18 protein-coding genes and 1 riboswitch are annotated in these 25,975 nt (G+C 56.3%); of the genes, 12 read left to right on the plus strand and 6 right to left on the minus strand.

Annotated elements, in window-relative coordinates:
• Positions 1-100: 100 nt before the first annotated feature.
• Positions 101-1,522, plus strand: coding sequence for an SHD1 domain-containing protein (locus tag SH467x_RS07605; RefSeq protein WP_482370678.1), 1,422 nt, complete (start codon positions 101-103; stop codon positions 1,520-1,522).
• Here the strand turns inward: SH467x_RS07605 and SH467x_RS07610 are convergent.
• Positions 1,448-2,884 (minus strand): hypothetical protein, encoded by a 1,437-nt coding sequence (locus SH467x_RS07610; RefSeq protein ID WP_482370679.1) that lies wholly within the window; start codon positions 2,882-2,884, stop codon positions 1,448-1,450. The genes SH467x_RS07605 and SH467x_RS07610 overlap by 75 nt on opposite strands.
• An 18-nt stretch (positions 2,885-2,902) precedes the next feature.
• On the minus strand, positions 2,903-7,624 hold the full coding sequence (locus SH467x_RS07615; protein ID WP_482370680.1) for an Ig-like domain-containing protein: 4,722 nt from the start codon (positions 7,622-7,624) through the stop codon (positions 2,903-2,905).
• A 406-nt stretch (positions 7,625-8,030) separates the two neighbouring features.
• Between SH467x_RS07615 and rpmG the strand changes: the two genes are divergently transcribed.
• From rpmG to trhA, 5 genes are all read left to right on the plus strand, one after another.
• On the plus strand, positions 8,031-8,195 hold the full coding sequence (gene rpmG, locus SH467x_RS07620; RefSeq protein WP_146677041.1) for a 50S ribosomal protein L33: 165 nt from the start codon (positions 8,031-8,033) through the stop codon (positions 8,193-8,195).
• Positions 8,196-8,495: 300 nt separating this feature from the next.
• A complete protein-coding gene (recJ, locus tag SH467x_RS07625) occupies positions 8,496-10,295 on the plus strand; it encodes a single-stranded-DNA-specific exonuclease RecJ (protein ID WP_482370681.1) in 1,800 nt (599 codons plus the stop codon).
• 94 nt (positions 10,296-10,389) lie between these two features.
• Entirely contained in the window at positions 10,390-11,259 is an 870-nt protein-coding gene (locus SH467x_RS07630) for an MBL fold metallo-hydrolase (protein WP_482371350.1), read from the plus strand.
• Positions 11,260-11,285: 26 nt separating this feature from the next.
• Positions 11,286-13,109 carry an oxygen-dependent tRNA uridine(34) hydroxylase TrhO gene (gene trhO / locus SH467x_RS07635; protein ID WP_482370682.1) on the plus strand — a complete coding sequence of 608 codons (1,824 nt, stop codon included), beginning with the start codon at positions 11,286-11,288 and terminating at the stop codon, positions 13,107-13,109.
• A 28-nt stretch (positions 13,110-13,137) separates the two neighbouring features.
• On the plus strand, positions 13,138-13,785 hold the full coding sequence (gene trhA, locus SH467x_RS07640) for a PAQR family membrane homeostasis protein TrhA (protein WP_482370683.1): 648 nt from the start codon (positions 13,138-13,140) through the stop codon (positions 13,783-13,785).
• Between the two features lie 28 nt (positions 13,786-13,813).
• On the opposite strand, the gene SH467x_RS07645 is transcribed toward trhA, so the two are convergent.
• The 3 genes from SH467x_RS07645 to rpsT form a co-directional block, all read right to left on the minus strand.
• Positions 13,814-14,830, minus strand: coding sequence for an acyl-CoA desaturase (locus tag SH467x_RS07645; RefSeq protein WP_482370684.1), 1,017 nt, complete (start codon positions 14,828-14,830; stop codon positions 13,814-13,816).
• Between the two features lie 196 nt (positions 14,831-15,026).
• Entirely contained in the window at positions 15,027-15,536 is a 510-nt protein-coding gene (locus tag SH467x_RS07650) for a hypothetical protein (RefSeq protein ID WP_482370685.1), read from the minus strand.
• A gap of 119 nt (positions 15,537-15,655) precedes the next feature.
• Positions 15,656-15,925 carry a 30S ribosomal protein S20 gene (gene rpsT / locus SH467x_RS07655; protein ID WP_482370686.1) on the minus strand — a complete coding sequence of 90 codons (270 nt, stop codon included), beginning with the start codon at positions 15,923-15,925 and terminating at the stop codon, positions 15,656-15,658.
• Between the two features lie 179 nt (positions 15,926-16,104).
• Between rpsT and SH467x_RS07660 the strand changes: the two genes are divergently transcribed.
• Together SH467x_RS07660 and SH467x_RS07665 are read left to right on the plus strand one after the other, a co-directional pair.
• Positions 16,105-16,317 carry a hypothetical protein gene (locus SH467x_RS07660; protein WP_482370687.1) on the plus strand — a complete coding sequence of 71 codons (213 nt, stop codon included), beginning with the start codon at positions 16,105-16,107 and terminating at the stop codon, positions 16,315-16,317.
• 40 nt (positions 16,318-16,357) lie between these two features.
• A complete protein-coding gene (locus SH467x_RS07665; RefSeq protein WP_482370688.1) occupies positions 16,358-17,620 on the plus strand; it encodes a prolipoprotein diacylglyceryl transferase in 1,263 nt (420 codons plus the stop codon).
• Positions 17,621-17,721: 101 nt separating this feature from the next.
• Here the strand turns inward: SH467x_RS07665 and gcvP are convergent, their stop codons facing one another.
• Positions 17,722-20,571: an aminomethyl-transferring glycine dehydrogenase gene (gene gcvP / locus SH467x_RS07670; RefSeq protein WP_482370689.1), complete on the minus strand. Its 2,850-nt coding sequence runs from the start codon at positions 20,569-20,571 to the stop codon at positions 17,722-17,724.
• 99 nt (positions 20,572-20,670) lie between these two features.
• A riboswitch (glycine riboswitch) is annotated at positions 20,671-20,827 on the minus strand.
• 315 nt (positions 20,828-21,142) lie between these two features.
• Between gcvP and SH467x_RS07675 the strand changes: the two genes are divergently transcribed.
• From SH467x_RS07675 to SH467x_RS07690, 4 genes are all read left to right on the plus strand, one after another.
• A complete protein-coding gene (locus SH467x_RS07675; protein ID WP_482370690.1) occupies positions 21,143-22,342 on the plus strand; it encodes an FG-GAP repeat domain-containing protein in 1,200 nt (399 codons plus the stop codon).
• Positions 22,343-22,554: 212 nt separating this feature from the next.
• A complete protein-coding gene (locus SH467x_RS07680; protein ID WP_482370691.1) occupies positions 22,555-23,901 on the plus strand; it encodes a hypothetical protein in 1,347 nt (448 codons plus the stop codon).
• A 28-nt stretch (positions 23,902-23,929) separates the two neighbouring features.
• Positions 23,930-24,751 (plus strand): FkbM family methyltransferase, encoded by an 822-nt coding sequence (locus SH467x_RS07685; RefSeq protein WP_482370692.1) that lies wholly within the window; start codon positions 23,930-23,932, stop codon positions 24,749-24,751.
• A 230-nt stretch (positions 24,752-24,981) separates the two neighbouring features.
• Positions 24,982-25,944: a DUF1559 family PulG-like putative transporter gene (locus tag SH467x_RS07690; RefSeq protein WP_482370693.1), complete on the plus strand. Its 963-nt coding sequence runs from the start codon at positions 24,982-24,984 to the stop codon at positions 25,942-25,944.
• Positions 25,945-25,975 lie beyond the last annotated feature (31 nt).

Here is a 25,975-nt window from a genome sequence, read left to right on the forward strand (position 1 = left end):
GTCCCCGGCGTCCGAATTTGTTTTTCCAATACCACCTCGATCGTTACAATAAATCCTTCGTCTCACCTTCCTCGATATTTTCGTACGGGATGCCACAATCATGAAATGGCGACTGAATTTTCCAAGGCCTGCCGCAGCGTGCTTCATCGGGGTATTGGTGCATAGCGCAGCATGCGGTGCGGAGAAGTGGACCGACAGCACCGGAACCAAGACATTGGATGCGGAGTTTGTCCAATTGGAAGGAATCCAACTCACCTTGAAAAAAGGGGATGGTGCCGAAGTCGTCATTCCGCTTTATAAGCTGGATGATGCCAGTCGATTGCAAGCGAGGAAAATGGCCAAAGCAAAGCTCGCTCCTGTGGCTTCGGCTGGTGGAGGGGCGAAGCCAGAGTTCTTGGCCACACCCCTTAATTTATCGGACACTCCCGTCGAATTTCCAAAGGAGAGTAACATCCAGCAGTTCTTGGATATCGTCGCGCAGGAGTACGAAGCCAAGAACTACATGGTTTCTTGGGATGGGTTACCAGATGCCTTCCAAAAGGATCTTGAAACCTTGTTCAAAACAGCGATCGGGCTTGTCGAGCCCGGGACCGTCAAGGAGCTGGGAAAGACCAGCAAGAGTTTGATTACGACGCTCCGAACCAAAAAGGAATGGTTGCTCGCGAGCAAAGAGTTGGAGTTGGATGACGAGACATTGGAAAGGGTTCAACGACTCTACGATCCGGTTGTCGATTTTCTAGAGACGATCCTCCCTAATGACGCTTGGGATGTCTCCGCCATCCAAAATGGAAAACTGCGAGATCTGATCAAACTCTCGGTGGAGCAAATATCGCCGAAGGTTGAAAGAGTGCTGAAAGAGATACCGGAAGTGGAGCAGTTGCAATTTTCGATGGCGGACTATATCAAGGGTATTCAGTCCAAGCAGCGAACACCGACCGAAGCAGAGGTCACCGCATCCGCCTTGGGTATGCCACCTCGAACGACCCTTTGGGTCCGTCTAGACGGCAAGTGGGTCGATCAGAGTAGTGTCCAGCAAGCCAAGCAGTTGCCTATGCAGATCCAGGCCTTGGCAAAACTGGACCGGAAGCTGATCAATCGACAGATTCTTCAAGCATCTGCGGCCGCAGCCTTGTCAATCGGGATCTTGGCAGAAGCGGAGAGCCAGTCCGACGTGGATGATTGTTTGCGCGATCTAAAATCCCTTGTTCTACAGGGCATGGGGGCGATGCAAGCTCTCCAGGGATCCGGAATGGGCGGACCATCAGGTGGCCCACCACAGTTTGGTGCGAACGGGTTCAACGGACCAGGTGCACCTGCAGGAATTGGAGCGGCAGGACCTGCATCCAATAGTGGATCCGGCGGTGGTGGCAGACCACCTCGCCCCGGGGTAATGCAAGGCGGTGCGGGTGGTGCCCAATCCGGCGGGAGCAACTCGGGTGGCGTTAACTCAGGGGGTGTTAATTCCGGCGATGTGAACTCGGGAGGAGTCAATTCCGGGGGAGTCACTTCCGGTGGGCCTTGAGCGGACCCTCGTTAGGAGTGGAATGGCTTTCTGGGCAACGAGAATGAACTCAGCCACTCCGATGAATGCCAAGAGATAAATGCATCCGTAAACCGGAACAAGGAAACGACCGCCAACAGAATAGGTCATCGCGGTCACGGCCGTCTGTATGAGCAGTGGAATCGCGAGCCACGCGAGAGTCCGTCGGTCTCGAAAGGCCAGTCCCATGACTCCGACCATTGCCAAGATCTTCAGCAACAGGGCCTTGCCAGTGTAAGGGTTCCATTCCGTTACAACTCGCTGCACCATCAATCCCGGCAGGCTCGATTGATTCTCGACCGCCCACCGCTTCACTTCTTCGGCGGCTAGGGAGGCGATCGTGCGTTCATTGTCAATCCAATCGCCAGCGTTGTTCGATTCGAAAGGGGGAGGAAGCATCGCGCGCAGTTGGCGTTCCGGTTCGAATTGCCACTCCCCTTGGCTAGCCAGCGATTCATCGCAATAGCCACCTAAAAGGGTGGTAGAGCCTTTGGTTCCAAGCGGTTGAAAATGACCGAGTACGAGACTGTTACGAACCCACCACGGAGATTGGACTGCGAGGACCACAACCAGAAAGAAGGCCGTCCAACGAATCGCACTTTTCCATCGACGCGGAGCGGACACGGCGCTCCATACGAAGAAAAAGGGAATCGCAATCGCCAAGAAGGGGAGCCACAAGAGAAACGAACTACGGCAGTAGATTAAAAAACTAAAAGATGCACCGGAGATCGCAACACGAGTCAAGGATGGTCGTCGGCAGGCATCCCAAAGCAGCAAGAGAAAAGCGGCGGTGAGGAGGAGTGCGAAGGGTTCCGTCAGAAAGTCGGTCAAGTAATTGCGAAGGTTGCGCTCGCTATAGGTGATCGCAACCAGGCCTGGGGCAATCCACGGAGCGAATCGCCGAAGAGGCTCCGAGAGGGAATTCGAAACGAGATGAAATCCCCAGCATGCGAAGAGGGAACAACCGACAGCCAGAGCCAATGCCAGCGAAATTCGGATCGCTGCAAAGGCGACGGGGCCACGAGGGAGGATTGTGTAGATCGAGGCGATCCAGGTTGGCAACAGGGGCGGGCGATTCGTATCGGGAACGATGGGTCCCGGCTTGGACACCAAGAATCCGTATTGAAAGGAATCTGCCTGGAGGTAGGTCGACTTCCAATTGGGATCCGAGAAGTGGGTCGACCATCCGTCACCACGGGAAACGGAGTAACCGATGGCTTCGTAGTCGATTCCGTCGCCGATCGGTTTCGGAGGTTGCGCGAACCAAGGGCTGCTGCAGACCGAGAGGAGCTGCAGCGGCGCGAGAAACAGCAAGCAGAATAGGAAGCAGTGTTTGGAGGTCACATCGCCGCCGAGATAGGGTTATCGAGTTCGAAACCCGCGTCGGTACCCGGTCGAAATCGACTGAGCGATAGCGTCCAGATCTTCGATAGGGACTGCCGAAGTATCCCACGTCGCGGGAGCCGCAGGTGGCGTGGACGCTGTGGATGAGGCACTTTCGGTGGTTGGGGCACTGTCACTCGTGCGGATTTGTTCCATCGCGGCATCCACCGAGGTAGGACTTAGTACAGAATCCCCAATCGCCCCCGCTTCTCCTTCACCGTTACCATTCGTGCCCGTGCCCGTGCTCGTGCCCGTGCTCGTGAAAATCTGCGAAGGTTCAGCCCGGACGCGAATCAGCATCGCATTCCCATCCCGAGCTCGGATTTGGATCCGGCTATCGGTGACAGGGAGCGTTGCCTCGACCGATTGGTTCGATGGATTGATCGCTCGCAGGGTGACCGACGTTCCCGCTTGATTCATGGTGATGGAGACATTTCGGTAAGTCCCCCATGTCCCTTGCGATTCGAACCAGCGAGCCGATTGGTTGGGGACGACCGCTGCGGTCACGCCACCTCGCAAGTTTTGGCCCATGAAGTCCCGAATGTCAACGAATCGAGCATCGCGGGTACCGACGTTGACCGGCGTGGAGAGGGAATCTCCATCGTTGAATGCGGACTGCACGCGAATCGTTTGTGCCTCCCCGGTAAGGAACGGCAATTTTGGAATGACGAATTGGACTTCCCCCGGTCCCACATCGGAGACTTGAACGCCATTCGAATTGCGAACGATGGTTTGGGCAACTGGCGAGGACGACGCGCCTACAGACGAAGCGTAGAAGGCGGTGATCGGCAGGCCTTGCAGGTTGCTATCGAGAACAATGCCCACATCGCGAGGCACGAAGTTCAACACTCGCAGCGTGACATTGGCCGAATCGGTCAAGGTGCTTCCGTCGCTGATCGTGTAGGAGAACGTGACGGTACCGGTGTAAGTGGTGCTCGGCGCGGTGTAAATCAATGTCCTTCCGTTGGAGCCAATCTGCACGGTCCCTTGTCCGGAGGCGGGCTGGGTCACCGAAGTGATGGTGTAGGTCTCACCTGTATCGACGTTCGTATCGTTGGCGAGAACATCCACGGTTTGATTGGGCTGGGACAGGACATCCAAGCTATCGTCGACCGCGTTGGGCGCATCGTTCACCGCGGTGATGGTGAAGGTGATCGTGCCGGTTGCGACACCACCATTCGTGCTGCGAGCCGTATAGACTACCAATTCGGTCCCGGTCGCATTCGCTTTGGGTGCATAGGTAATACGCGAGCCGTTGCTGGTGATCGATGCGGTACCGTTGGGTGCGGTCACATTGATGATGGTCAACGTATCGCCGGTGGCGGCAGGCGTGTCATTGGCCAGAACATTGAACTCTGCGGCAGCAGCGTCTTCGGTTACGGTGAAGGCGTCTCCAACGACCGTAGGAGGTGGAACCGCAGGCCCGACAACAATGGTGACGGTTGCCGTCGAGGTGCCGCCGCGTCCATCGCTGATGGTATAGCTCAACGTCTCGGTACCGGTGAATCCGGTTCGAGGCGTATAGACGATTCCAGTCCCCGCCGACGCCACGGTGGCCGTACCGCCTTGCGAAATATTCGTGACACTCGTGACCGTTAGGGTTTCCCCGGTGTCAGGTCCCATGGTGTCGTTTTGCAGGACATTCAAGAAGACATTTTGGTCCCCAGCTCTCACGGTCGTGATCGTGTCCGCGACCGCGACGGGATTGTCATTCACCGAAGCGACTTGAACAGTCACCGTCGCGGTACCCAAAGCCCCGGTTTGATCGCGCACCGTGTAGGTGAACGTTTCTTGACCGTTGTAGTTCGCTGCTGGAGCGTAGGTAAGCGATTGGCCGTTCGATGCGATCGTGACCGTACCGCCGTTGGAGGTTGTCCCTACCGACTGGATCGTCAACACGGCGCCGGAGCCCGAAACGATAGTGTCGTTGGACAGAACATTGAGCGTGTTATTCGTGGAGTCTTCGTTGAAGTTGAAGGTATCGTTCACCGCGGTGAAGTTTTGCGCGACGGAAACGGTCGTCGGGATAAAGTTCACCAGTGCGGAATCGATGGCACCATCCACCTTGAAGATCGAGAAGCCGCGGCTAGCCCCTTCCGCAGGGTTCGCCGAGAAGAGAGCTTGCCCACTCGCTTTTGCACGCATACGGATCGCAGCCAAAACTTGCGGATCCCGTCCAGGACCGACGGTGAAGCTGGAGAAGGCTCCGAGCTCATCGATCAATCCAGCTGTCGAGGTGCTAGGAGTCGTCCTACCATTGCCAAACGTGTTGCTGTATTCGATCGCTTGATCGCCAACGAGTTCGATTCGGCTCGCATCGTACTCGATATCCATATAGGCCGAGAAAACACCGTCCCCTGCTGGGCTGCCTGTGTTTCGCAAGTCGTTGACGACGACTCGAAGGAAAAACTCTTGACCGAGGGAAAGCGACGTCAGCACATTACCCTGCGCATCGACCGGTAGCAATTGCACCGAGATCTTTGCCGCTTCCGCGACGTTGATAGCAACCTGCTGCACCTGAGAATTGCCGGCAGTGTCCGTCAATCGGAGCGAAGCAGTTTGGGGGCCGAGCTGCGATTGGCTGGGCGTCCAAGTCATCACGCCGGTCGTGGCATTGATCGATAGTCCCGCCGGTGCGTTCTCGAGGACGTACCGCAGACCTTGCCCTTCTTCGGGGTGGGCCAAGTCGTAGGTCAACGTCGAACCGAGATTCACATTCGTTGGCAACTGATTTGTGGGGATCGCGGCGGGTGGCGTGTTGTCGTAGGTGAGCGACAGAGCAGGAGATGGCGAGGTGGTGACACCATTCAGAGTCTGTGTGGCAACAACACTGCGCGTCCCCGCTCCCAACTGCGCCACGAGGGCGGTGGTAATGGTGGTGGTCGAGCCCGTGGCGACCGCAGTCCCGACGATGTCGTTTCCAACACGAAGGTTCACGGTTGCTCCTGCGGCCGTACCATTGACAACAAACTCCATAGTCGGAGCGCTGGTAATATTGTCCGAGTCGCTTGAGCCCGTATCGGAGTTGGCCAGCAAATCCACGCTTGTCGGCGCCGAGAGGTTGTTCGCGACAACGTTAAACGTCAGCAGTTGCGTATCGAATGTGTCTTGCGTGGTAGGAGTTCCGGTTTTTGCTCGCACCCCGACCGAGATCTGCAGTTGCCCCGTGTAGTTGGCGGGCGGGGTCACGGTGAGAAGCCCGGTATCGTTGTTGATATTGAAAGTGTAATTGACCGATCCCACGCGCGTCGCGTCGTAGTAAACCGCATCCCCTTCGACGTCGTTCCCTTGTAGCTGGATGGTTGTGGCTTGGCCGGCGACGATCGATGCCGGAACAGTAATATCGCTCAGGAAGGGACCGCCATTGGCGGTATCTGCACCTGCGGTCGCGGTGAAGGTCCGGGTCGAACTTCGCCCCGTCGAGTCCGTCACGGTAACCGTGATCGTAGCGGTACCCGTGTTGGCAAGCGCCCGCAATCGAATCATTCCGTTTTCGGTGTCATTGAAAATCTCGGCACTGTTGATCGAGATCTCGTTCACCGGTCGTGTGTTGGAGACTTGCGTTCGAGAGATTCCCTCGCGAACCGCATCCCCCTCCACCAATTGACCGAAAATAGAGTGGTTGAAATCAAGATGCCGCTGAGGGCCTTCGGTGATGAAGAACTGAGAATCGTTCGTATCGTCCGCGGACTTGGCGTAGGAAAGGATGCCCGTTCGGTTGTGTTGCAAATCGAAGTCGAATTGATCATCGAAATCTGCCAGCGTAGAGCCACCGCTGCCGGTTCCGGTCGGATCCCCTGCTTGCAAAACGAAGTTGTCGATCACCCGGTGAAAAATAATCTTGTTGGAACCGGACTGGTTGTAGAAACCGCTATTTACCAATTCCTCGATGCGAGACACAGGACGAGGGGCTTCGTCTGCGAAGAGTCGGAAAACCATTTCGCCGTAACCATTGATGTTCAAGCGAAGCGATTTCTGGTTGGTGACCATCTCGGCCGCGATCACCGACGGGTTGCTGCTCTGCACGGTGATCGTCAAGGGCCCACCGTTGGGATCATACGCGTCGATGGGAACGTGCAGCGGAGATCCGTTGAGAACGGTTTGGTTCGGGATCTCGACGATCGTCGGATCGCTTCCGGATGGAATCGCCACACCCGAGAGAGCCGAAAGCTGCGCCAGTGTTTGGACCCCCGTAACGCGGGTCCCGTTGGCAAATTCCCAAGTGGGATATTGCGTCACGTTTTCGCTGATCGCCGTCGCGTTGCGCGTGCGATCCGGGTTGGTCATTTCGATGAAAGGAAGATAGTTCTTGCCGTCTTGGAACAGATTCTTCTGCTCGGTGCAAAGGGGGCACCAATCCGCACCAAAGAATCGCACCCCTGCCTGCTGCAGAGCCTTCGCGAACTCGACCAAATTGGGAGCGTCTTCCCCTTCGCCCACCAAGGACGAGCTATCCATCACGCCACTGTTGTAGTAGGCCGAGTCGCCGAATGCGGAGGAATCGAGACCGTTGGAGTATCCTGCAGCGCTGGAGAAGAAGTCCGACGCCATCAACTGGCGTGTCTCAAGCGGTTCAAAGTGAATGGGCCGGGTTGTCCGCGTCGAGCCGTCATCGAGTACTCGTTGCAGGAGGGCGCGAAACCAGTTTCTTGCTTCGGAAAGCGAATGATCTTGTAGGGGCGATCTCTCAACAGGAGCCATGCGTCTCATTCCTGCCCCTCTTTTGAGGGGGTGCTAGAAAGGGTGAAAAGGAGTTTGGGCCGAACCCTGAGTCTCTGGGTAATCCCAATCATATTCGCGCCGCCGGCGACCAGCGTCGTTCCACTCTCCGTAGTCCTCATTCTCGGACGGTACGCCGCATGAATTTGAGGGTTACGCGAGATAATCCGTCGATTCGTTGAGGAGTTCTCCTCCTGGAGACTTGGTAAACCTCGGGGTGGCAAACTAGCGAATTCGGGCGACTTGGGTTTGGATGCAGCGATTCTCGGGATAGTTCCGCTCAGAAGGGATTGGAATTGAGCTAGGCATGTCGACCGCCCGACAGCATAATACGCGGTTCCCATGCGGGAATTCATTTTTTTCCATCTGAGACCTCTACCGACCGACCATGGCTAAGAGCAAAAAGAAAAAGGAAACGACGTTCCTCGTTTGCCAAGAAACCGGGGACATCAATTACGTGATGTTGAGAAAGCCAGGGGGTGAGAAGTTGCAGCTGAAGAAATACAGCCCTCGCCTTCGCCGCGTGACGCTCCACATCGAAAAACGCAAGTAAAGCTTGGCTTTTGGGAGCCCTTCCTTCATTTGGGTTCGCCCCTGCGCGAACTTGAACGCAGCTCCCTCTCGAGTTTGCAGGGTGCGCGCGAAGGTTTTGGGGTGCCCGGTTCTGCCTGGTTGCCCAAAGGTTCGTGGGCGGTCGAATGTTCTTCGGCTGATTAGCGATTCGGATTTGTTTTGCTTGGGGATTCCCTGGCCGATTCTGGGGTAGGTCTATTTTTGGATGGCCCTTGCTTGGAATGGCCTTTTCTTGCGAAGGCCCATTCCTCCGAAGGGCCTAATCTTTCGAAGGTAGGTCATGACCAAGCAGTGGCGGTATCGCGGCTTTGACGCCGCAGCAATCCAGCATTTGGCGAAAACGGCAGGTGTCGAGACAGTCGTTGCGCAGCTCCTCTTTCAGCGGGGAATCACCGACCCCGGCTTCATACAAACCTTCTTAGAGCCCAAGTTTTCGGAGCTTCGGGAGCCCCTTCTGCTTCCCAACATGGGGCTGGCCTCGGAACGCATTTATCGGGCCGTACAAGACCGAATCCCTATCGTGGTCTACGGTGATTACGACGCCGACGGGATGTGCGGAACCGCCATCCTCTACAACTGCTTGAAGATGCTGCGAGCGGATGTGCAGTATTACATTCCGAACCGGCTCGAGGATAGTTACGGTCTGAGTTGCGAGGCGTTGTCCAAGCTTCATCAGAGAGGTCGGCGGTTGGTCATCTCGGTTGACTGTGGAATTGGTTCAGTCGCAGAAGCCTCGCATTGCCGAGAGCTCGGGCTGGAATTGATCGTGACCGATCACCACACCATCGGCGAAACGCTCCCCGATGCATCGGCCATTGTGCATCCAGCGCTTCCCGATTTTGGCTACCCCTTTCATGGCTTGTGCGGAGGGGGCGTGGCTTTCAAATTGGCTTGGGCGCTTTGCCAATTGGACAGCCAGGACAAACGGGTCACACCGGCCCATCGCCAGTTCTTGTTGGAATCGACATGCATTGCAGCCATTGCGACGGTCGCAGATGTCGTCCCGTTAGTGGATGAGAATCGAATAATCGTTCGAAGTGCGCTGAAACTGTTTCTGCAAAACGCCCCCCTCGGCCTCAAAGCCTTGATGGAGCGAGCCAAATTGCACACGAAGTCCTCCCTGGCAGCAGAGGACATCGCTTTCACGTTGGCCCCTCGCTTGAATGCGGCTGGTCGATTGGGGCAGGCGCAGTTGGGGGTCGAACTTCTGACCACCCAGGATCCAGAGCGGGCCAAGGCCTTGGCCGAATATTTGGATCGCCTCAATAGCGATCGGGAATCCCTCGAGCGCTCGGTCACTTTGGCGGCCACCAAGCAAATCAAAGAACAATTCGACGTCGAGAACGATCCTGCCTTGGTTGTGCATGGAGCCGGCTGGCATCTCGGAGTGATCGGCGTGGTGGCGGGTCGATTGGCAGAGAAGTTCCATCGCCCGGTCGTGGTCGTTGGCTTGGATCCGTTGGGTCAAAAACCGGGGACAGGATCAGCCCGTTCGGCTGGCGTGGTGAACTTGTACGAAGCTTTTCAGGATTGCCGCGAACATCTGGTGAGCTGTGGTGGTCATGCTGCAGCGGCCGGTCTCAAGATTCAGGAACATTGCATACCGAGCTTCCGCGCCGCACTTTTGGAGGCAGTCGCAACGCGACTGGGTGGGACTCGGCCCAGCCCCATCCTCGAGATCGATGCCGAGGTGACGCTCAAACAGATCAGCAGTCTGTCTCTGGTCCAAAGGATTGAGCGATTGGCTCCGTTCGGGGCATCCAACCCCCGGCCCATTTTCGTTGCCAATCAAGTCCAGTTGACGGAGCCTGCCAAGACCATGGGCAATGGAGATCGACACTTCCAAGCCCGCTTTGTTCAACACGGGACGGCAATTCGCGCCATCGCGTTTGGACAGAGCGAGTGGGTGGAGACGATCAATCAACACCCCGGTTCGATCGATATCGCCTTTCGTCCGAACATCAATGAATTTGGTGGGAACCATCGTGTTGAATTGCAAGTGATGGATTGGCGGTGGTCCCCCTCGTCCGTACCAGCCCCACATGTTCTGGAGCGAAGCAACATCTCCACTTTGACTTAAGATTCATTTCCCTCTCTCCGAGTTTGGTTCCTTGTCAAATAATCCTTTATCATCTCAAGACTCTTCGGTTCGACGCACCAAAGCGACCGACAGCATGGATTCGCAGCTTGCCGAAACCATCGGCTCAGTAGACAACGCCCCGACGCTGGAGCTTGCACATGGCAACCTCACGATCGACGGATATTCTCGAGCCGCGGTGCAGACTTACTGGCGGATCGCCGAGCTAAAAATCGGTTTCGATCTAGGAGCCCAGCCTTGGGATCACATGGCGCTCCCTCGATACTTTGTATCCCACACTCACCTCGACCACATTGCCGCCCTTCCGTCGTATGTCGCACGACGGCGGATGATGAAGATGGATCGGCCGACGATCTATCTTCCCGAGTCCGCGGTCTCGGCGGTGGACTCCATGCTCAAGGCCTTCACTCGCTTGGACCGCGGGCGGTTGCCTTGCGAACTGGTTCCGCTGACGGCCAATCAGGAGGTCGAACTCTCGCGCGAGTTGGTCGTAACGGCGATTCCAATGAAACACACCGTTCCTTCGCTCGGTTTCATTGTGTGGGACCGACGACGCAAACTGAAACCGGAATACGCGGAGCTCACCGGTGAGCAGATCCGAGATATCAAGCTGAGCGGCGTCGATGTGACCAACGAGGTTCGCATTCCCCTGATTGCTTACACGGGAGACACCGCACCGCAGGGGTTGGACTCGAATCCCGATGTTTATCGCGCCAAGATTCTGATCACGGAAATGACGTTTGTGGCCCCCGAGCATCGCAAAGAGAAAATCCACAAACACGGACATATGCACCTGGACGATATCGTCGCACGAAGGGACGATTTTAAGAATGAAGTGGTCATCTGCGGGCATTTTAGCACGCGCTACAACGACTCGCAGATCCGCCGTTGGGTCGATAAAGCGATCCCCGATCGGCTCGATGGTCGGCTTCATCTTTGGATTTAGGTTTCGTTTGCCGCTCAGGTTCTCGCATGTCCAGCATCGTCAACATCGCCGCATACAAGTACGTTGAGCTCGACGAACTAGATAATCGTCGCCTCCACCTTAAACAAGTTACCGCCGAGTGGCGCCTCAAAGGGACCATTCTTCTTAGCCACGAAGGGATCAACCTATTCCTAGCCGGAGAGCGGGTCGCGATCGACGCCTTTTTGAGCTTTCTCCGCGCGTCCCATCCTGGTCTTGCCGATTTGCCAGTGAAAGAGAGTCTCACCGACTATCAACCTTTTCACCGCATGCTGGTCAAGCTCAAGAGGGAAATCATCCCGGTCGGGGACGGAGGCAAGCTCGCCGTGCAAGTCGATGAACGCGTCGTTGAAGTCGAACCCATTCAGGACGCGTCGCCGAAACTCCCTCCGCAAGAGTTGAAACGATGGCTCGACGAAGGGAAGCCAATCGCATTGCTGGACACCCGCAACACCTACGAAACCGACTTGGGGACATTCGAGGGAGCCATCGATTTACGACTGCGGACCTTTCGCGAATTCCCGCAGGCTGCGGCATCGCTTCCCGACGAAGTGAAAAAGAATCCTGTCGTGATGTTCTGCACCGGCGGAATTCGTTGCGAGAAAATCGGCCCCTACATGAAGGGGCTTGGTTTCGAAAACATCTATCAATTGGAGGGGGGGATTCTCAAGTATTTCGAAGAGTGTCAGCAGTCCCATTATCGCGGCGATTGCTTCGTCTTCGATCAACGCGTTGCCGTCGACCCAAACTTATCCCCTTCCGATTCCTACGAGTGCTTTGCCTGCAAGCACGTTCTCACTCCCGAAGAGATCCAATCCGATCGCTATCGAGAAGGTCAGTTTTGCCCCCACTGCTACCAAGCCGAAGAGGAGCGAAAAGATGCCAGGCAGGCTCGCATTCGTCAGATTGCATCGGAACAGCGAGGTTGCATCCCCTATGAAAATCGCCGATGGATCTCGATCCCACAGCGATACGCCGGCCTGCCGTTGCTCGACGCGCTTTGCCAATTCATGCCTGGTTACAGCCAGGAAGCTTGGATCGAAGACATTAAAGAGGGGCTCGTGCAGTGCCCACGAAGAAATTACCAACCCGCTTCGGCGCAAGAGATTGTTCAAGAAGGGGCGAGATTCCTTCACTGCCAGCCAGGGACTGTCGAACCACCGATCAGCGATTCGATCGACTTGATCGATGAAGACGAAGCGCTCGTCGTGGTCAGCAAAGGAGCTCCCTTGCCCGTGCACCCCTCTGGACGCTATGCGAAAAATACATTGTTATCGATCCTGCAAGAGGCGTACGCGCCAGAAAAACTGCGTCCGTGTCACCGCCTGGACTTGAACACGACGGGATTGGTCGTGTTTGCACGACGCTACAAGTACGCGCAATCCATTCAGCAGCAGTTTGCCGATGGAGCGGTGGAAAAGGTGTATCTCGTTCAGGTGGACGGGAACGTGGAGTGGGATTGCACAGAGTGTCGCGAGCCGATCTCGAAAGAGTCACTCCCTAACGGCGGCCGTGGCATCGATCCTGCAGGGCAACATGCCGAATCGATCTTCAGGGTCTTGGAGCGAGGTGAGAATTCGACGAAGTTGGAGGCGAAGCTGATCACAGGACGCACCCATCAGCTCCGATTGCACCTGGCATCGCTTGGGCATCCCGTTGTCAATGATCCATTGTATTTGCCGGGTGGGATGACGCGTTCTCAACCGGACGCCGTTAGAATGGCACAACCGATGCAGCTTCACTGCTACCGCATGGCGCTGCGTCACCCTGTTACCAATCAGTGTGTCGAGTGGGTTGCCCCTCGAGAACCCAGCGCGATATTCTCCCCCTAACGTCGGTCCTTATCCCCACCTTTTGAATATGGCCAAAACATGGACGCTTGAGAATGCCTCGGAAGAGAGGCTAAACGCGTTGATTCACGGAATCGGATTTCTGCTCAGCATTCCCGCGATGCTCTTCTTGGCGGATCTTTCGTTGGATCGCGATCCAGGGCTCTTGGTTGCGTGCATCGTTTATGGCTGCAGCCTATCGGCGATGTATCTGTTCTCGATGCTCTCTCATGCGGTAAAGAATCCGGACATGCGGCATCGCATGCGAGCGCTCGATCAAGGTGTCATTTATACCTTGATCGCCGGGACCTTTACCCCCTTCATCTGGGCCAACATGGAGGGGTGGGGGCGCGGTACATTGCTCGCTGCGGTATGGATCGCAGCGTTGGCTGGATTTCTATCGAAGGTTTTCAGCAAGCACCGCATCGACGATATGAATCCGCTCTGGTGCATCCTGCTGGGTTGGGGGCCCGCAATGGTTCTCTTTTCGTTCGTCTCCACCCTGTGCTTCGCCACGATGCTCTTAGGAGGAGTCCTTTACACGCTAGGTGTCGTGTTTTTGCAGAACGATCATAAAGAGTGGTATTTCCATCCCGTGTGGCATGTGATGGTGATCCTCGCGAGTGCCACGCATTACGCAGGAATCGCCGCCTTCGCCGTTTTAGGCTGGGATCGATGACCCCAGCCGGACGATCGCCCGCTCGCAATTAAGCGGCGTTGCGTTCCGCATGAGCTCGCTTCTTGTCCTGCATGCTCGCTAGATCGACCACATCGGTGGCCAAGCCGAGGACTCGCAGGAGCCGGATCGCGGCGTAGGTGATATCGAACTCCCACCACTTGTGACCGTGTTGAGCCAAACGGGGATGTGCGTGGTGATTGTTGTGCCAGCCTTCGCCGTAAGCAATGATCGCGACCCACCAATTGTTCCGGCTATCGTCCTTGGTCTCGTAGTTCTTGTACCCGAACATGTGCGAGGCCGAGTTGACAAACCAAGTAGCGTGAAGCACGCCCACCATTCGAACGCAGACCGCCCAAATCAACCACGAAACGGCCAAGTCGGTACCACCGATTAGATATCCAACACCGGAGAGCATCGCTGCAAACGCAAGGTGAATCGGGAGGAACCATTTTTCCAGGGTCATCAAGAACGGTTTTTTCAACAAATCGGGAACCCACTTGCGAGCGTATCCATTGAAATCACCGTTGTCGGTGGTGAACGCCAACCAGAACATGTGAGCCCACCAAGGTCCATCGTGCGGGGAGTGTGGATCTCCAGGCTGGTCACTGTAAGCATGGTGCTTTCGGTGGTTGGCCGTCCAAGAAATCGGGCCCCCTTCGCCGGCCAAGGTTCCGATAAGTGCAAGCGTATTGTAAAGCCACTTGGGAACGACCAGCCCGGTGTGCGTCAAAAGCCGGTGGAACCCAAGACAAATGCCTAGACTACCTGTCGCCCAGTGGAACACGAGGGCCAAAGCAAGGCCAGACCAGGTGAACGTCCAAGGAGCGAACAGCACGCCGATGTGCAACGCGACTAACCATGCCGAAGGTCCCCACTGAACGTGATAGATCTCGGGAACGGGTGAAGCTTTGCTTCCGCCCGATACCCCTTTGTGCGAGGCTTTGCCAATTTCGTCCACAATCGGCTGGACGGGTGCGACCAAATTGCCTGGATGGTGGTTCCGGGCTTGTGGTCCGGCTTCATGGTTTGCGGCGGAGCCTTTCATGCGGCTGTTTCCTTTTTCCTTGTGTTGATTCGTAGCGACCCGTCGATCGGATCGCCGTAGCCCTGAGCCGCCATGCTCCGCTCCTGACTGGATGGATCGCGGCTCCCTGTGGAAGCGTGCGGCTATAAAGAATAACGTTCGCCCCGAGATTCCTATGTCGAGGCGCGGTTATCGGTCTGTCAAAGATTTGTAAAACCTAGTCTCGAGCAAGGCCGGGCAAGCGGTGGATGTAGTGTCCGGGCCCTAAGGTCTGCGCATGCTGCACATACCCCCATCGCTTCATCAATCGGTCCGTCAACCGGTCGGAGATGGCTTGGCAAACCACCGCTTGACACCCCCTCGACTTCGCAATCCATGCCACCAACTCGACGCATCGACGAAGAGTTGAATAGGGAGTGTGCCTGCCACAGACAAGATACTGAACAGCCATAAACCCAGGACTGCGATAGGGAAATGCATAGTAGACCACGCAATCTCCATCCGGGACACGCGGCCGAAGACTGTCCTGCAGCACATCCCAACGGCTGGCAAAACAAGGGACCCACCTAGACGTGAACTGGAACGCAAAACGGTCGCTACCCGAGTCCACTGCACGCAGCGAGAGCCGCGCATACCGATAGCCCGCAACTTGTTTCCAGAACAACAAGTCGTTAAGAGGAGGGTGGCAATCACCGCAATGGGACTCGCTCGCGTCTCGCGTGATCAAGAAAGGAGCATCGTCAAATCGAAGCTCCCTGCGTTCACGACGACAACACCAGCTAGCTATCCGCCAGCTAGCAAACTGCCAGCTACGGCCCTTGGTCGTTCGATCGCTCAATCGACCGCTTAGGCAGCCGAAGCCTTTTTGATGTAAGCGTTCAAACGGCTCTTGGTGCGAGCGGCTTTGTTGACGTGAATGATTTTCTTCGAAGCGGTCTGATCCAACATCTTGCAGAGCTTGTTGAATTGCTCTTTCGCTTCGTCAAAATTCTTCGCCGTCACCGATTCACGCAACTTCTTGATAGCCGTTTTGAGCTGCGATTTCGCTGCTCGATTGCGAGAGCGTCGCTCTAGGGATTGTCGAAGACGCTTCTTAGCGCTTTGAATATTCGGCACAGTAAACTCCAGCGAACCCGATGGTTCCCAAAATCGAAAAAACTTATACAAAAGTCTTGGGCTTGGTATCTTCGCAAGGAAAGTCGATCTTGTCAACTTGAAGAGGGGGGAATCGGAGATTAGGGTTAAGGGGTACCCGACTGGACGGATGGCCACTTCCTGCCCTGCGATATGCACCCATGAACTTTTTGTTTCCATTGCTACCTTATTTTTGGCTTGCCCTACTCGTAGGGGCAATTCTCGCCGTGATTGTGGCGGCGATTCGGGCTCGGCCAAAGAAGGCTAAAAAGAAGAAGGGGGAGGAGCAGGAGACGTCAGCGGCGGATCCATTTTCTGGCTCCGAACCGGTTTTGGATTTCGGAGACGAGCTTTCTCAAATGGAGAACAAATAGCTCTCTATCTTTCGCGGGGCTCATGCTTTAACGTTTAGGCATGAGGCAAACATTATTTCACATTCCCCATGCGTTTCTCGGGCTTCCCGTGTTTGGGTTGGTGAGTTGGGGAACGCTGGTTCTGGTCGTCATTGCGATCTTGGCATTGGCGGCGGCTCGAACGGCAGAGCTGCGAGAATCCCTTTTAAAGAACAATGGGGTTGTTTGGGGAGCAATGCTGCTTCTCAACGCCCTCTTGCTCCCACGCATTGAAACGCGGATCGACGATTGGCCCGTGGGGCTCCCGGTTCGCGGATACGGTGTTTTGCTCATGCTGGGAGTTCTGTTCGGCGTTTGGGTGGCGCTTCGCCGGGCTCGCACGCGCGGAATTTCAACGGAGTCGTTTTTTTCTTTGGCGACCTGGACCGTCGTCGCTGGGATTGTCGGGGCCCGTTTGTTCTATGTCGTTCAGTATTGGGACGAGATGGAGGGAGACACGCTGGCTGCCAAACTCGTCTCGGTTCTGCAGATCACCGAAGGGGGACTGGTCGTTTACGGAAGCGTGATCGGTGGATTGGCTGCGATGATTTTCTGGACCCTTCGCCATCGCGTTTCCATCTTGCTCGTGGCAGACGCGGTGACCCCGGCCTTTTTTTTAGGTCTTGCCTTCGGACGGATCGGCTGCTTGCTCAACGGCTGCTGCTACGGGGGCGTTTGCGAAACGGATTTGCCGTCGATTTCGTTCCCGGCAGGATCCCCCGTCTACGAGGAACAGCTTTCCAACGGACGAATCTTGGGAATCGAAACGGAGGATCGACGCATCGTTTCGGTGAAGCCTGACTCCTGGGGGGCGAAGAAAGGAATTCGCGAAGGGGGACGGATCGATCGACTTAGCTGGACTCCGGTGGATGGCCCAAACCCTGAAGAACCGCTCCGTCGGCCTGCCTTTGAAGGGGTCTTGGTCGTCGATGGACAGACGTACTATATTCCCTCCGAGGAAATACCTCGTTCCTCCGTGGGTGTTCACCCTTCTCAACTCTATGCTTCCGCAGGAGGATTGGTTCTCTTCCTTTGGACGGCCGCGCTTTCGCCGTTTCTCTCCCGCACCGGGACACTCTTTGCCACCGGTCTGATCGCTTACGGCGTCGTCCGCACGATGGAGGAGTACATTCGTGTCGATGAAGCAGGCCAGTTCGGAACCGACCTGAGTATTTCGCAATGGATCAGCGCAATCGGCATCGCCATCGGGCTTACGATTTGGCTTTTCGCTTTTTTGCCAAAACGCCCAGGAGAGAACGCCACATCCGTTGCTCCCGGCCGTTGAATGCTATGGCGGAAAATGCAGCGACTCCGATCGGTGCCACGGTGCACGGTGCCACGGTGCCCCGCTCCAACGAGCAGGGCTCGCGATGGGAGAAAGACAGCTCACTCCGCTGCCGCGTAGATCTCCATGGGCGGACACGCGCAAACGAGATTGCGATCGCCATAGACATTGTCGACGCGACCTACCGGCGGCCAATACTTGACGGCATAGTCTTGCTCGCTATCCGGACAAACCGCTTCGCGACGCGAATAGGGAATCTCAGACCCCTCCAGCAAAACATCGAGCGTATGGGGTGCATTGTGCAAGGGATTGTTATCCGCCGGCCAACCTCCATCGCGGACCTTTTCATACTCGTCAAATATCAAAGCCATCGCCCGACAAAAGCGATCTAACTCTTGCAAGGACTCGCTCTCAGTCGGCTCGATCATAAGGGTCCCCCCAACAGGGAACGACATGGTAGGGGCGTGGAAGCCATAGTCGATTAGACGCTTCGCGATATCCTCCACACTGACGTGATGCAGCCCCATCGGACGGGTATCCAGGATGCACTCGTGCGCCACCAACCCTCGGTGCCCGGTGTACAAAATGGGATAATGCTTCTTCAATCGATGCGCGATGTAGTTGGCGTTCAAGATCGCGACTTGCGTGGCCCGCCGGAGTCCCTCCGCTCCCATCATCCGAATGTACATCCACGATATCGGTAAAATGCTCGCGCTGCCGAAGGGAGCGGAACTGACGATTGGTCCCATGCGTTCCGCATTCACACCATCTTTCGGAAGAAACGGTGCCAAGTGGCTTCTCACCGCGACGGGGCCCACTCCGGGACCGCCGCCCCCGTGCGGGATGCAGAAGGTCTTGTGCAGGTTCAAGTGCGACACATCCCCTCCAAACTTGCCTGGCTTTGCCACGCCCACGAGCGCGTTCAGATTTGCCCCGTCGATGTAGACTTGCCCCCCCGCGGCATGCACCTTCTCACAAACCTCCGTCACCACCTCTTCAAACACTCCGTGTGTCGATGGATAGGTGATCATGATCGCTGCGACGCGATCCGGGTACGCAGCAATCTTGGTATCCAGATCGGCGACATCGATGTTGCCATACTGATCGCACTTCACCACGACGACTTGCATGTTCGCCATCTGAGCGCTAGCTGGATTCGTACCGTGCGCACTGCTGGGAATGAGGCAGATATCCCGTTGGTCGTCCCCACGCGACTCATGGTATCGCTTGATCGCGAGCAAACCTGCATACTCCCCTTGCGACCCTGCATTGGGTTGCAAGGAAATGGAATCGTAGCCTGTGATCTCGCAAAGCATCGACTCGAGCGAAGCGATCATCTCGCGATAACCAACGGTTTGATCCGCAGGGGCGAATGGGTGGATCGCATTGAACTCCGGCCAAGTCACCGGGGTCATCTCCGAAGCCGCATTGAGCTTCATCGTGCAGGAACCGAGCGGAATCATTGCCCGATCCAAGGCGATGTCCATTTCGGACAATCGCCGCAGATAACGCATCATCTCCGTTTCGCTTCGATAGCGATGAAAAACGCTTTGCGTCATGTAAGCATCCTCTCGGAACCCCTCGGCGGGCAATGTCGAACGCTCCGATTCTCCCTGGGCTTCCACCAACTCCGCCCCGAACACCCCAGCGATCTGGAGCAAATCGTCAGTCGAAATCGTCTCATCGAGAGAAACCCCGACATGCTGCGCATCGACATAGCGAAGATTGAATCCCGCCGAAACGGCTCGCTCCATCAGCTTGCAAGCGTCCTCGTCTTTTGTCTTCACAACAAACGTATCGAAGACTTGGTCGCTGAGGACTTCCCAGCCGGCAGTTTGCAAGGAACGGATCAATCGCATCGTCTGCCCATGCACACGTCGCGCAATCCCCTGCAGGCCCTGCGGTCCGTGATAGCACGCGTACAACGTCGACATGATCGCCAATAACGCTTGCGCGGTGCAGATATTCGAAGTGGCTTTCTCACGGCGGATATGTTGTTCCCGTGTTTGGAGCGCCAGTCGGTAAGCCGGCTTGCCATGCGAGTCCACCGATTGCCCGACCAGTCGACCAGGCAAAGTCCGCTTGAACGCATCCCGCGTGGCTAAGAATGCTGCGTGGGGACCACCATAACCAAAGGGTACACCGAAGCGCTGCGCATTGCCGATCACGGCATCCGCCCCGAACGAACTCGGCGGCTTGAGCAGAGTCAATGCCAGCAGATCGGTGGCGGCGACGACCATGCAATCCGATGCGTGCGCTGCATCGCAAAATTCTTTCAAACGATGGACCGAACCGTCCGTCGCAGGGTACTGAACCAAAACGCCGAATGCGTTGGACCAATCGATCGCCGCGTCGCATTGATCGATCACGACCACTTCCATTCCCAGCGGCTTGGCCCTTGTCTCGATAAGCTCGATGGTCTGGGGATGGCATTGTTTCGCCACCAAGAACTGGGTTCCCTTCTTCTTGGTCGATCGCAGGCACAGAGTCATCGCTTCCGCCGCTGCAGTTCCTTCATCGAGCAACGAGGCTCCTGCGATTTCCATTCCGGTCAATTCGCAAACCATCGTCTGGAAGTAGAACAAAACCTCCAATCGGCCTTGCGAAATCTCGGGTTGGTAAGGGGTGTACGCCGTATACCAAGCCGGGTTCTCAAGAACGTTGCGAAGGATGACCTTCGGAGTAAACGTCCCGTAGTAGCCTTGTCCTATAAGATTCTTTACCACTCTATTTTTCGACGCGATCTGTTTCAGTTCAGCGAGCGCTTCTTCCTCGCTCACGCCGGCAGACAAATGCAATCGATCGCGATAGGCGATGCCGTTCGGAACGACCGTATCGGTGAGATGATCGAGAGACTCATACCCCAACATGGACAGCATTTCGCGAATCTCGTGCTCGCGAGGTCCAATGTGGCGGGAGACAAAAGGAGACAGCGGGGTTGCGTTCGACATCCGAGATCCTCGATCGTGCGATTGTAAAAGAACAGGAACGGCAATCGCGTTTGCAAGAACCAACGACGAATCAATCGCGCGGTCGATCGCACTGCGATGGCTGGCCCCTCTGTCCCTTTACCTGAGAGATCTCGACCTGTCCCACAAGCAATTCCGTTCTGTCGTGGCGACAAAATTGGATTGCATTCCCGTGCGACGAAGTCTTTCCCCTTCGGTGGGTCTTGATCGAACAAGACCTCTCTCCAGAGATGAATAAAGGAGGATGCAGTTCTCGATACCTGAGCGGTTATGGGCTCGCATTTTGCGCCTTCGGTGGTTCCCCTGGACCAGGGTAACACTCTCCCGCACACTCCAATTCACAGTCACAGTGTAGTTGCTACGCCGGGAGCTGGCAATCGAAAGAGGTCCCGACAACTTGCCGAGAATCGCATCGTCCTTATCTCATTCGATCGATCGTTTAGGTAAACTAAGAAGTGATCCACCTAGACACTGGCCATCCGGGTTCTGGCCATCCAGGTTCTGGCCATCCGGGTTCTGGCCCTCCCTTCCTCTCCCATCCAATCCACCCGCCATGAAACACCGATCCTTGTTCGCCGCACTCCTCGCAACAGGAGCCTCCTGTCTCGGAGCCAATACGAGTCCGGCCGCCGAGCCCACCACGGCCTCTAGCCCATCGAAATGGAAAGTCGAAATGCTCACCCTCGACGCCAACGAAGGATGCGCCATCGGCGACTTGAACGGCGACGGCAAGAACGATGTTGTCGCGGGCCGCAATTGGTATGCCGCTCCCGACTTCAAGCCGCGTCCCCTTCGAACCATCGAGGATTGGAATGGATATGTAGAGTCCAACGGAGACTTTCTGATGGACGTCGATCAAGACGGATTGCTCGATGTCGTCGCCGGCTCCTTCATCCCCACCCAAGTCCACTGGTACCAAAACCCGGGGGCCGAAGGTTGGCGCTTAGGGCAAACCTGGAAAAAGCACTTGTTGGTCGACACCAAAGCCAGCCAAAACGAGGCACAGCTCATGGCCGACCTCGACGGAGATGGTCGTCCCGAGTGGATTGTCAACAGCTGGAACAAACAGAACCCCACCGTCGTATGGCGTTTCGTCCCCCGCGAGGCGACGAAGGAGAACCCAGCCAAATTCGATCTGGTTGGGAGCACCGTCGGTAAAGAAGGAAACCAGCACGGTCTCGGAGTGGGGGACATTAACAACGATGGACGCGTCGATGTGCTGATCGGCTCCGGTTGGTACGAACAACCCGCAGAGAAAATGTGGGATCAACCTTGGAAATACCATGCCGACTGGAATATCCAAGGGAGCATTCCCATGCTGGTGAAGGATGTCGACGGCGATGGCCTCAACGACTTGCTCGTCGGAGCAGGGCACGATTACGGACTCTACTGGTGGAAGCGAAAGCAGACGCCGGCCGGCGAACCGCTAGCATTTGACACGATCGTGATCGACAAGTCCTTTTCGCAGCCTCACGCGTTGGCGTTGTGCGATCTCGATGGGGACGGCGTCGAAGACTTGATCTCCGGCAAACGTTACTTCGCCCACAACGGTGGTGACCCAGGCGGAAAGGACATGCCCGAAATCCATTCCTACCACTGGAACGGCAAGGAGTTTCTCAAACGCTCGATCGAGCAAGGTCATATCGGGGTTGGACTCCAGATTGCAACAGGCGATCTCAACGCGGACGGCCGAGCTGACATCGCTGTTGCAGGGAAGAGCGGGACCTATCTCCTGCTCAATCTCCCCCAATAAGCTCGCATCACTTTTTCGAAAGCTTGCCCGTATTACCAGGTCCTCGGTGGCGATCAACCTTTACGCGAGTCCTCCAGTTCCTCTATGATTGCCAAGCCACGCAGGCTGCAGCGATCCAGGAAGGACCTTCGCTGCCGACTGCTCCCTGTGTTCCAATCCATTCCCAGCGAGATCCGCGGCTCTGTCGATTAACGGACGTTCAAGGCCTCAGCATGATCCAAGCTTTTCTAATCCTGACGTCCTTGTTCTTGCAGGAACAAGCGATCCTGCCTAACACGTTGAGCGGCGCCCAAAACAACACGGCTGAAATCGAGCGGCTTGCCAGCTTGGTTCAGTCAGGCTGGGGTGTGGACCCCGTTACCAAGAAATTCGTCTTCACCATCCAGATTCCCCCGGAATCCTTGGCCGCTTTCACGGCCGGTCGGTTCGGCAACGATCTCGGTGCCCCCATTCCGCCAGAAATCCGTCCCTTCGTCGAAGAAGTCATCATTCGGATTGGAACCGGGACTCTTCCTCGAACCGCCCCAACGCCGGAGATGCGAGCCGCCCTAACACGCAACGCGCCACCGATGATGGCCATGCTCGACGACCGCAATTCCTTGACCGATATCGACCCCGTCCTGCCCGCCGCGGGCCAGGGTGGTCTTGGCAACAGCGGCCTCGGCAACAGCAGTCTTGGGGGCAGCAGCATGGGTGGCAGCTTTGGCAATGCTGGCACGGGAAATGGAAATATCTTGCCGCCCGGCATGTCCCCGAACGGCAATGACGCACCGAGCTTGCTCGGCAATTCCGGAGCGAGGCAGCCCGGCCCACTTCCGCCCGTTACAGGCAGTGGCGTCGGCCCCTCGTCCAGCCTTTCCTTTTCGGGTGCACCTGCCGGCACTGGCTCCTCCTTCCAGAACCCAACCTCACCGAACCCCGTCTCACAAAACCCGGCCGCACAGAACCCACCCGCAACAAACATGGGTCGGACGGATGGCTTTCGCGCCGATTCCAACGCGGGCTCCATGCTGGGACGACTCACCGGAGGGACACCACCTCTTCCATCGACGAATCCGACGACCGGTGCAGGGAGTTTGAGCCCTCCCTACGCCAGCTCCAATCCGGCAGTACCGCATGTTGCTTCCAATCCTCTGCCCAACCAAAACGGGACGAACTACGGCGCACCGGTTGGTTATAACCAACCCAACGCCGCCAATCCTAACTCCGGTGCATCACAGGGTTATGGCGGCCCACTCCTTCAGCCCGCCCCCTATGATCCGCGATTGGCCTCCGCTGTCCCAATCCCGCTGCCGAATCCATCGGGCAACGCCGTCCCACCAAACCTGGCGAACCAAAACTCTGTTCCTCAGAACCCTAACAGCACGAATCCCAACGGAGGCTTGTCGACTGCGGACACGCAACCGGGCGTAACCTTCGACAAACTGCTACCTTTGATCACGTTGATGTTGCTCGTGATCAACATCTATCAATTCTTCTGGATGGCGCATGTCCGCACCCGATACAAAGAGATGGTGGTCAGCAAGCGGACAGCACAATTGAATCTATCGAACACGTAATGGAACAAACCAGCGGCGAAAGAGCAGCATGAAGCTGAAGTCTCTTTTATGGACTTTGGGGCTCCGACCCTCAGTACGGAAGTACGGTACTGAGCGACTCGAGTTCCAGCTTGAACGGGACGGCGCCATCTCGTTCGAACGATGGCTGCACCCCAAGGATCGTTTTGTTCCCTTTCGGCAGTCCTACATCGATCGACTTCGCAACTACATCCAGCCAGGGGATGCAGTTTTGGATATCGGCGCCCATTGCGGCGACTTCACCGTACCGCTCGCCCTCGCTGCGGGTCCTGAGGGGATCGTCTTCGCTTGGGAACCCAATCCCTACGTCTACGAAGTCCTTGCAAAGAATGCCTCACTCAACCTGCACGCGACGCGCATCGTGCCTGTGCAAGCGGCGGCGGCACCGGAGGATTGCCAACTACTGTTCCACTACTCCGATCCCGGTTTTTCCAACGGCGGCAATTTGGCCGGAATCAGCCGATGGACCCACGGTCACGCGTTCGAGTTGCAAGTTCCTGCACTGCGAGTCGAAAGCTGGCTGGAACGGGAGTATCCCGAGTGGACCAGCAAGATTCGATTTGTAAAAGTGGATACGGAAGGCTTCGACCTCGAGGTCCTTCGATCGCTCGAAACCACTCTTATGCGACAGCGTCCCACCATTCACGTCGAGTTCTACAAGCATCTCAGTACGGATCGGCGCAAAATGCTTTGGGCTTACCTCACTCGGCTTGGGTACACCGTCTACACGACGGACCCGGTGCACAACATCGACCCCCACCAGCGCATCGAAGAAGCCGATGTCACCCGATGGGACCACTTCGACGCCATCGCCATTCCCGCCCCCAACTAGGGACTTGGCCTTTTTTTCCGTGTATTCGGTGTATTCCGTGGTTCATCAATCTTCGAAGACCGCAGTGAATTCGCAATCGCCGCGGCAGAATATGAAGTTTGCATGAACATTGTGTTCAGCGGATCGACGATCTGGATTCGATTCGATAATCTTGCGGGCCAAAAGTTAGATCTTCCCTCCCAGACGTTTGGGAGGAAATCGGATTTCATCCCTCAAGGATTCATAACCCCATGCTGAGAGTATCCAAGACTCGTCGCGGATTTACACTGGTTGAATTGCTGGTCGTTATTGCCATCATCGGTATCTTAGTCGGTCTTTTGCTTCCAGCGGTTCAAGCCGCTCGCGAAGCAGCGCGACGCATGCAATGCTCGAACAATCTCAAACAAATTGGACTAGCCATCCATAACTACGAAACTGCATTCAAAGCCTTGCCGGCCGGATGCAATGGCATCCCCAACGCTGCGGGAACCAACTTCAATGGCCATGGATGGACTTGGCATGCCAGCCTGTTGCCCTTCGTCGAACAGACGAATCTCTATGAAGCCATTCAAGGTCCCGATGGGATGGGGAATGAGCTTGGTAGCACTACCTCCGGTAAACCTTTGATCGTCCGGGCTAACGTCGTACCCTTGTTCTGGTGCCCATCTCAGCCCGACGTTCGCAATGGATCGCAGAAGGGGGGCTACCAGCCGTCCAATTACAACGGCAACATGGGGACTCGCATCGGCAATGGAAACGATGACTGCATTTGCACCGGAGTCGCGAATCTGGCTGACATGATGTCCAATCCATGGGGATGCATGAATGGCAATGGAGTTTTCTATGTCCGAAGCAAAACGAAGTTCGGCGAAGTGACGGATGGTTTGTCCAATACGATCTTCGTCAGCGAAGTTCCCGACTCGGGCGGAGACGCGATGGGCGGGTTCGGCGCCGGTGCGGATCGCAAGGCGATGTTCTCCGGTGGGGCGGACTCCAATCCCCCAACGGAAATGACCGAGTTCCTGATCGCAGCGGAGAGCAATGACCCTATCAATGGTGGCGCTGAAGAAGCTGCAGGAAGCTGGCACACCGGCGGGGCGCATTTCTTGATGGGAGACGGAAGCATTCAATTCTTCTCGGAGAATATGGATATGAGGATCTACCAAGCGGTCAGCACTCGCAACGGCGGCGAAACCGCAAACTTCACTGAGTAGTTTTTCAGAACAATCCTTTCCCTGATTGACA

This window comes from Brakhagea slesvicensis (assembly GCF_052161625.1).
In the GTDB taxonomy this organism is placed as follows: Bacteria; Planctomycetota; Planctomycetia; order Pirellulales; family Pirellulaceae; genus JBKCUI01.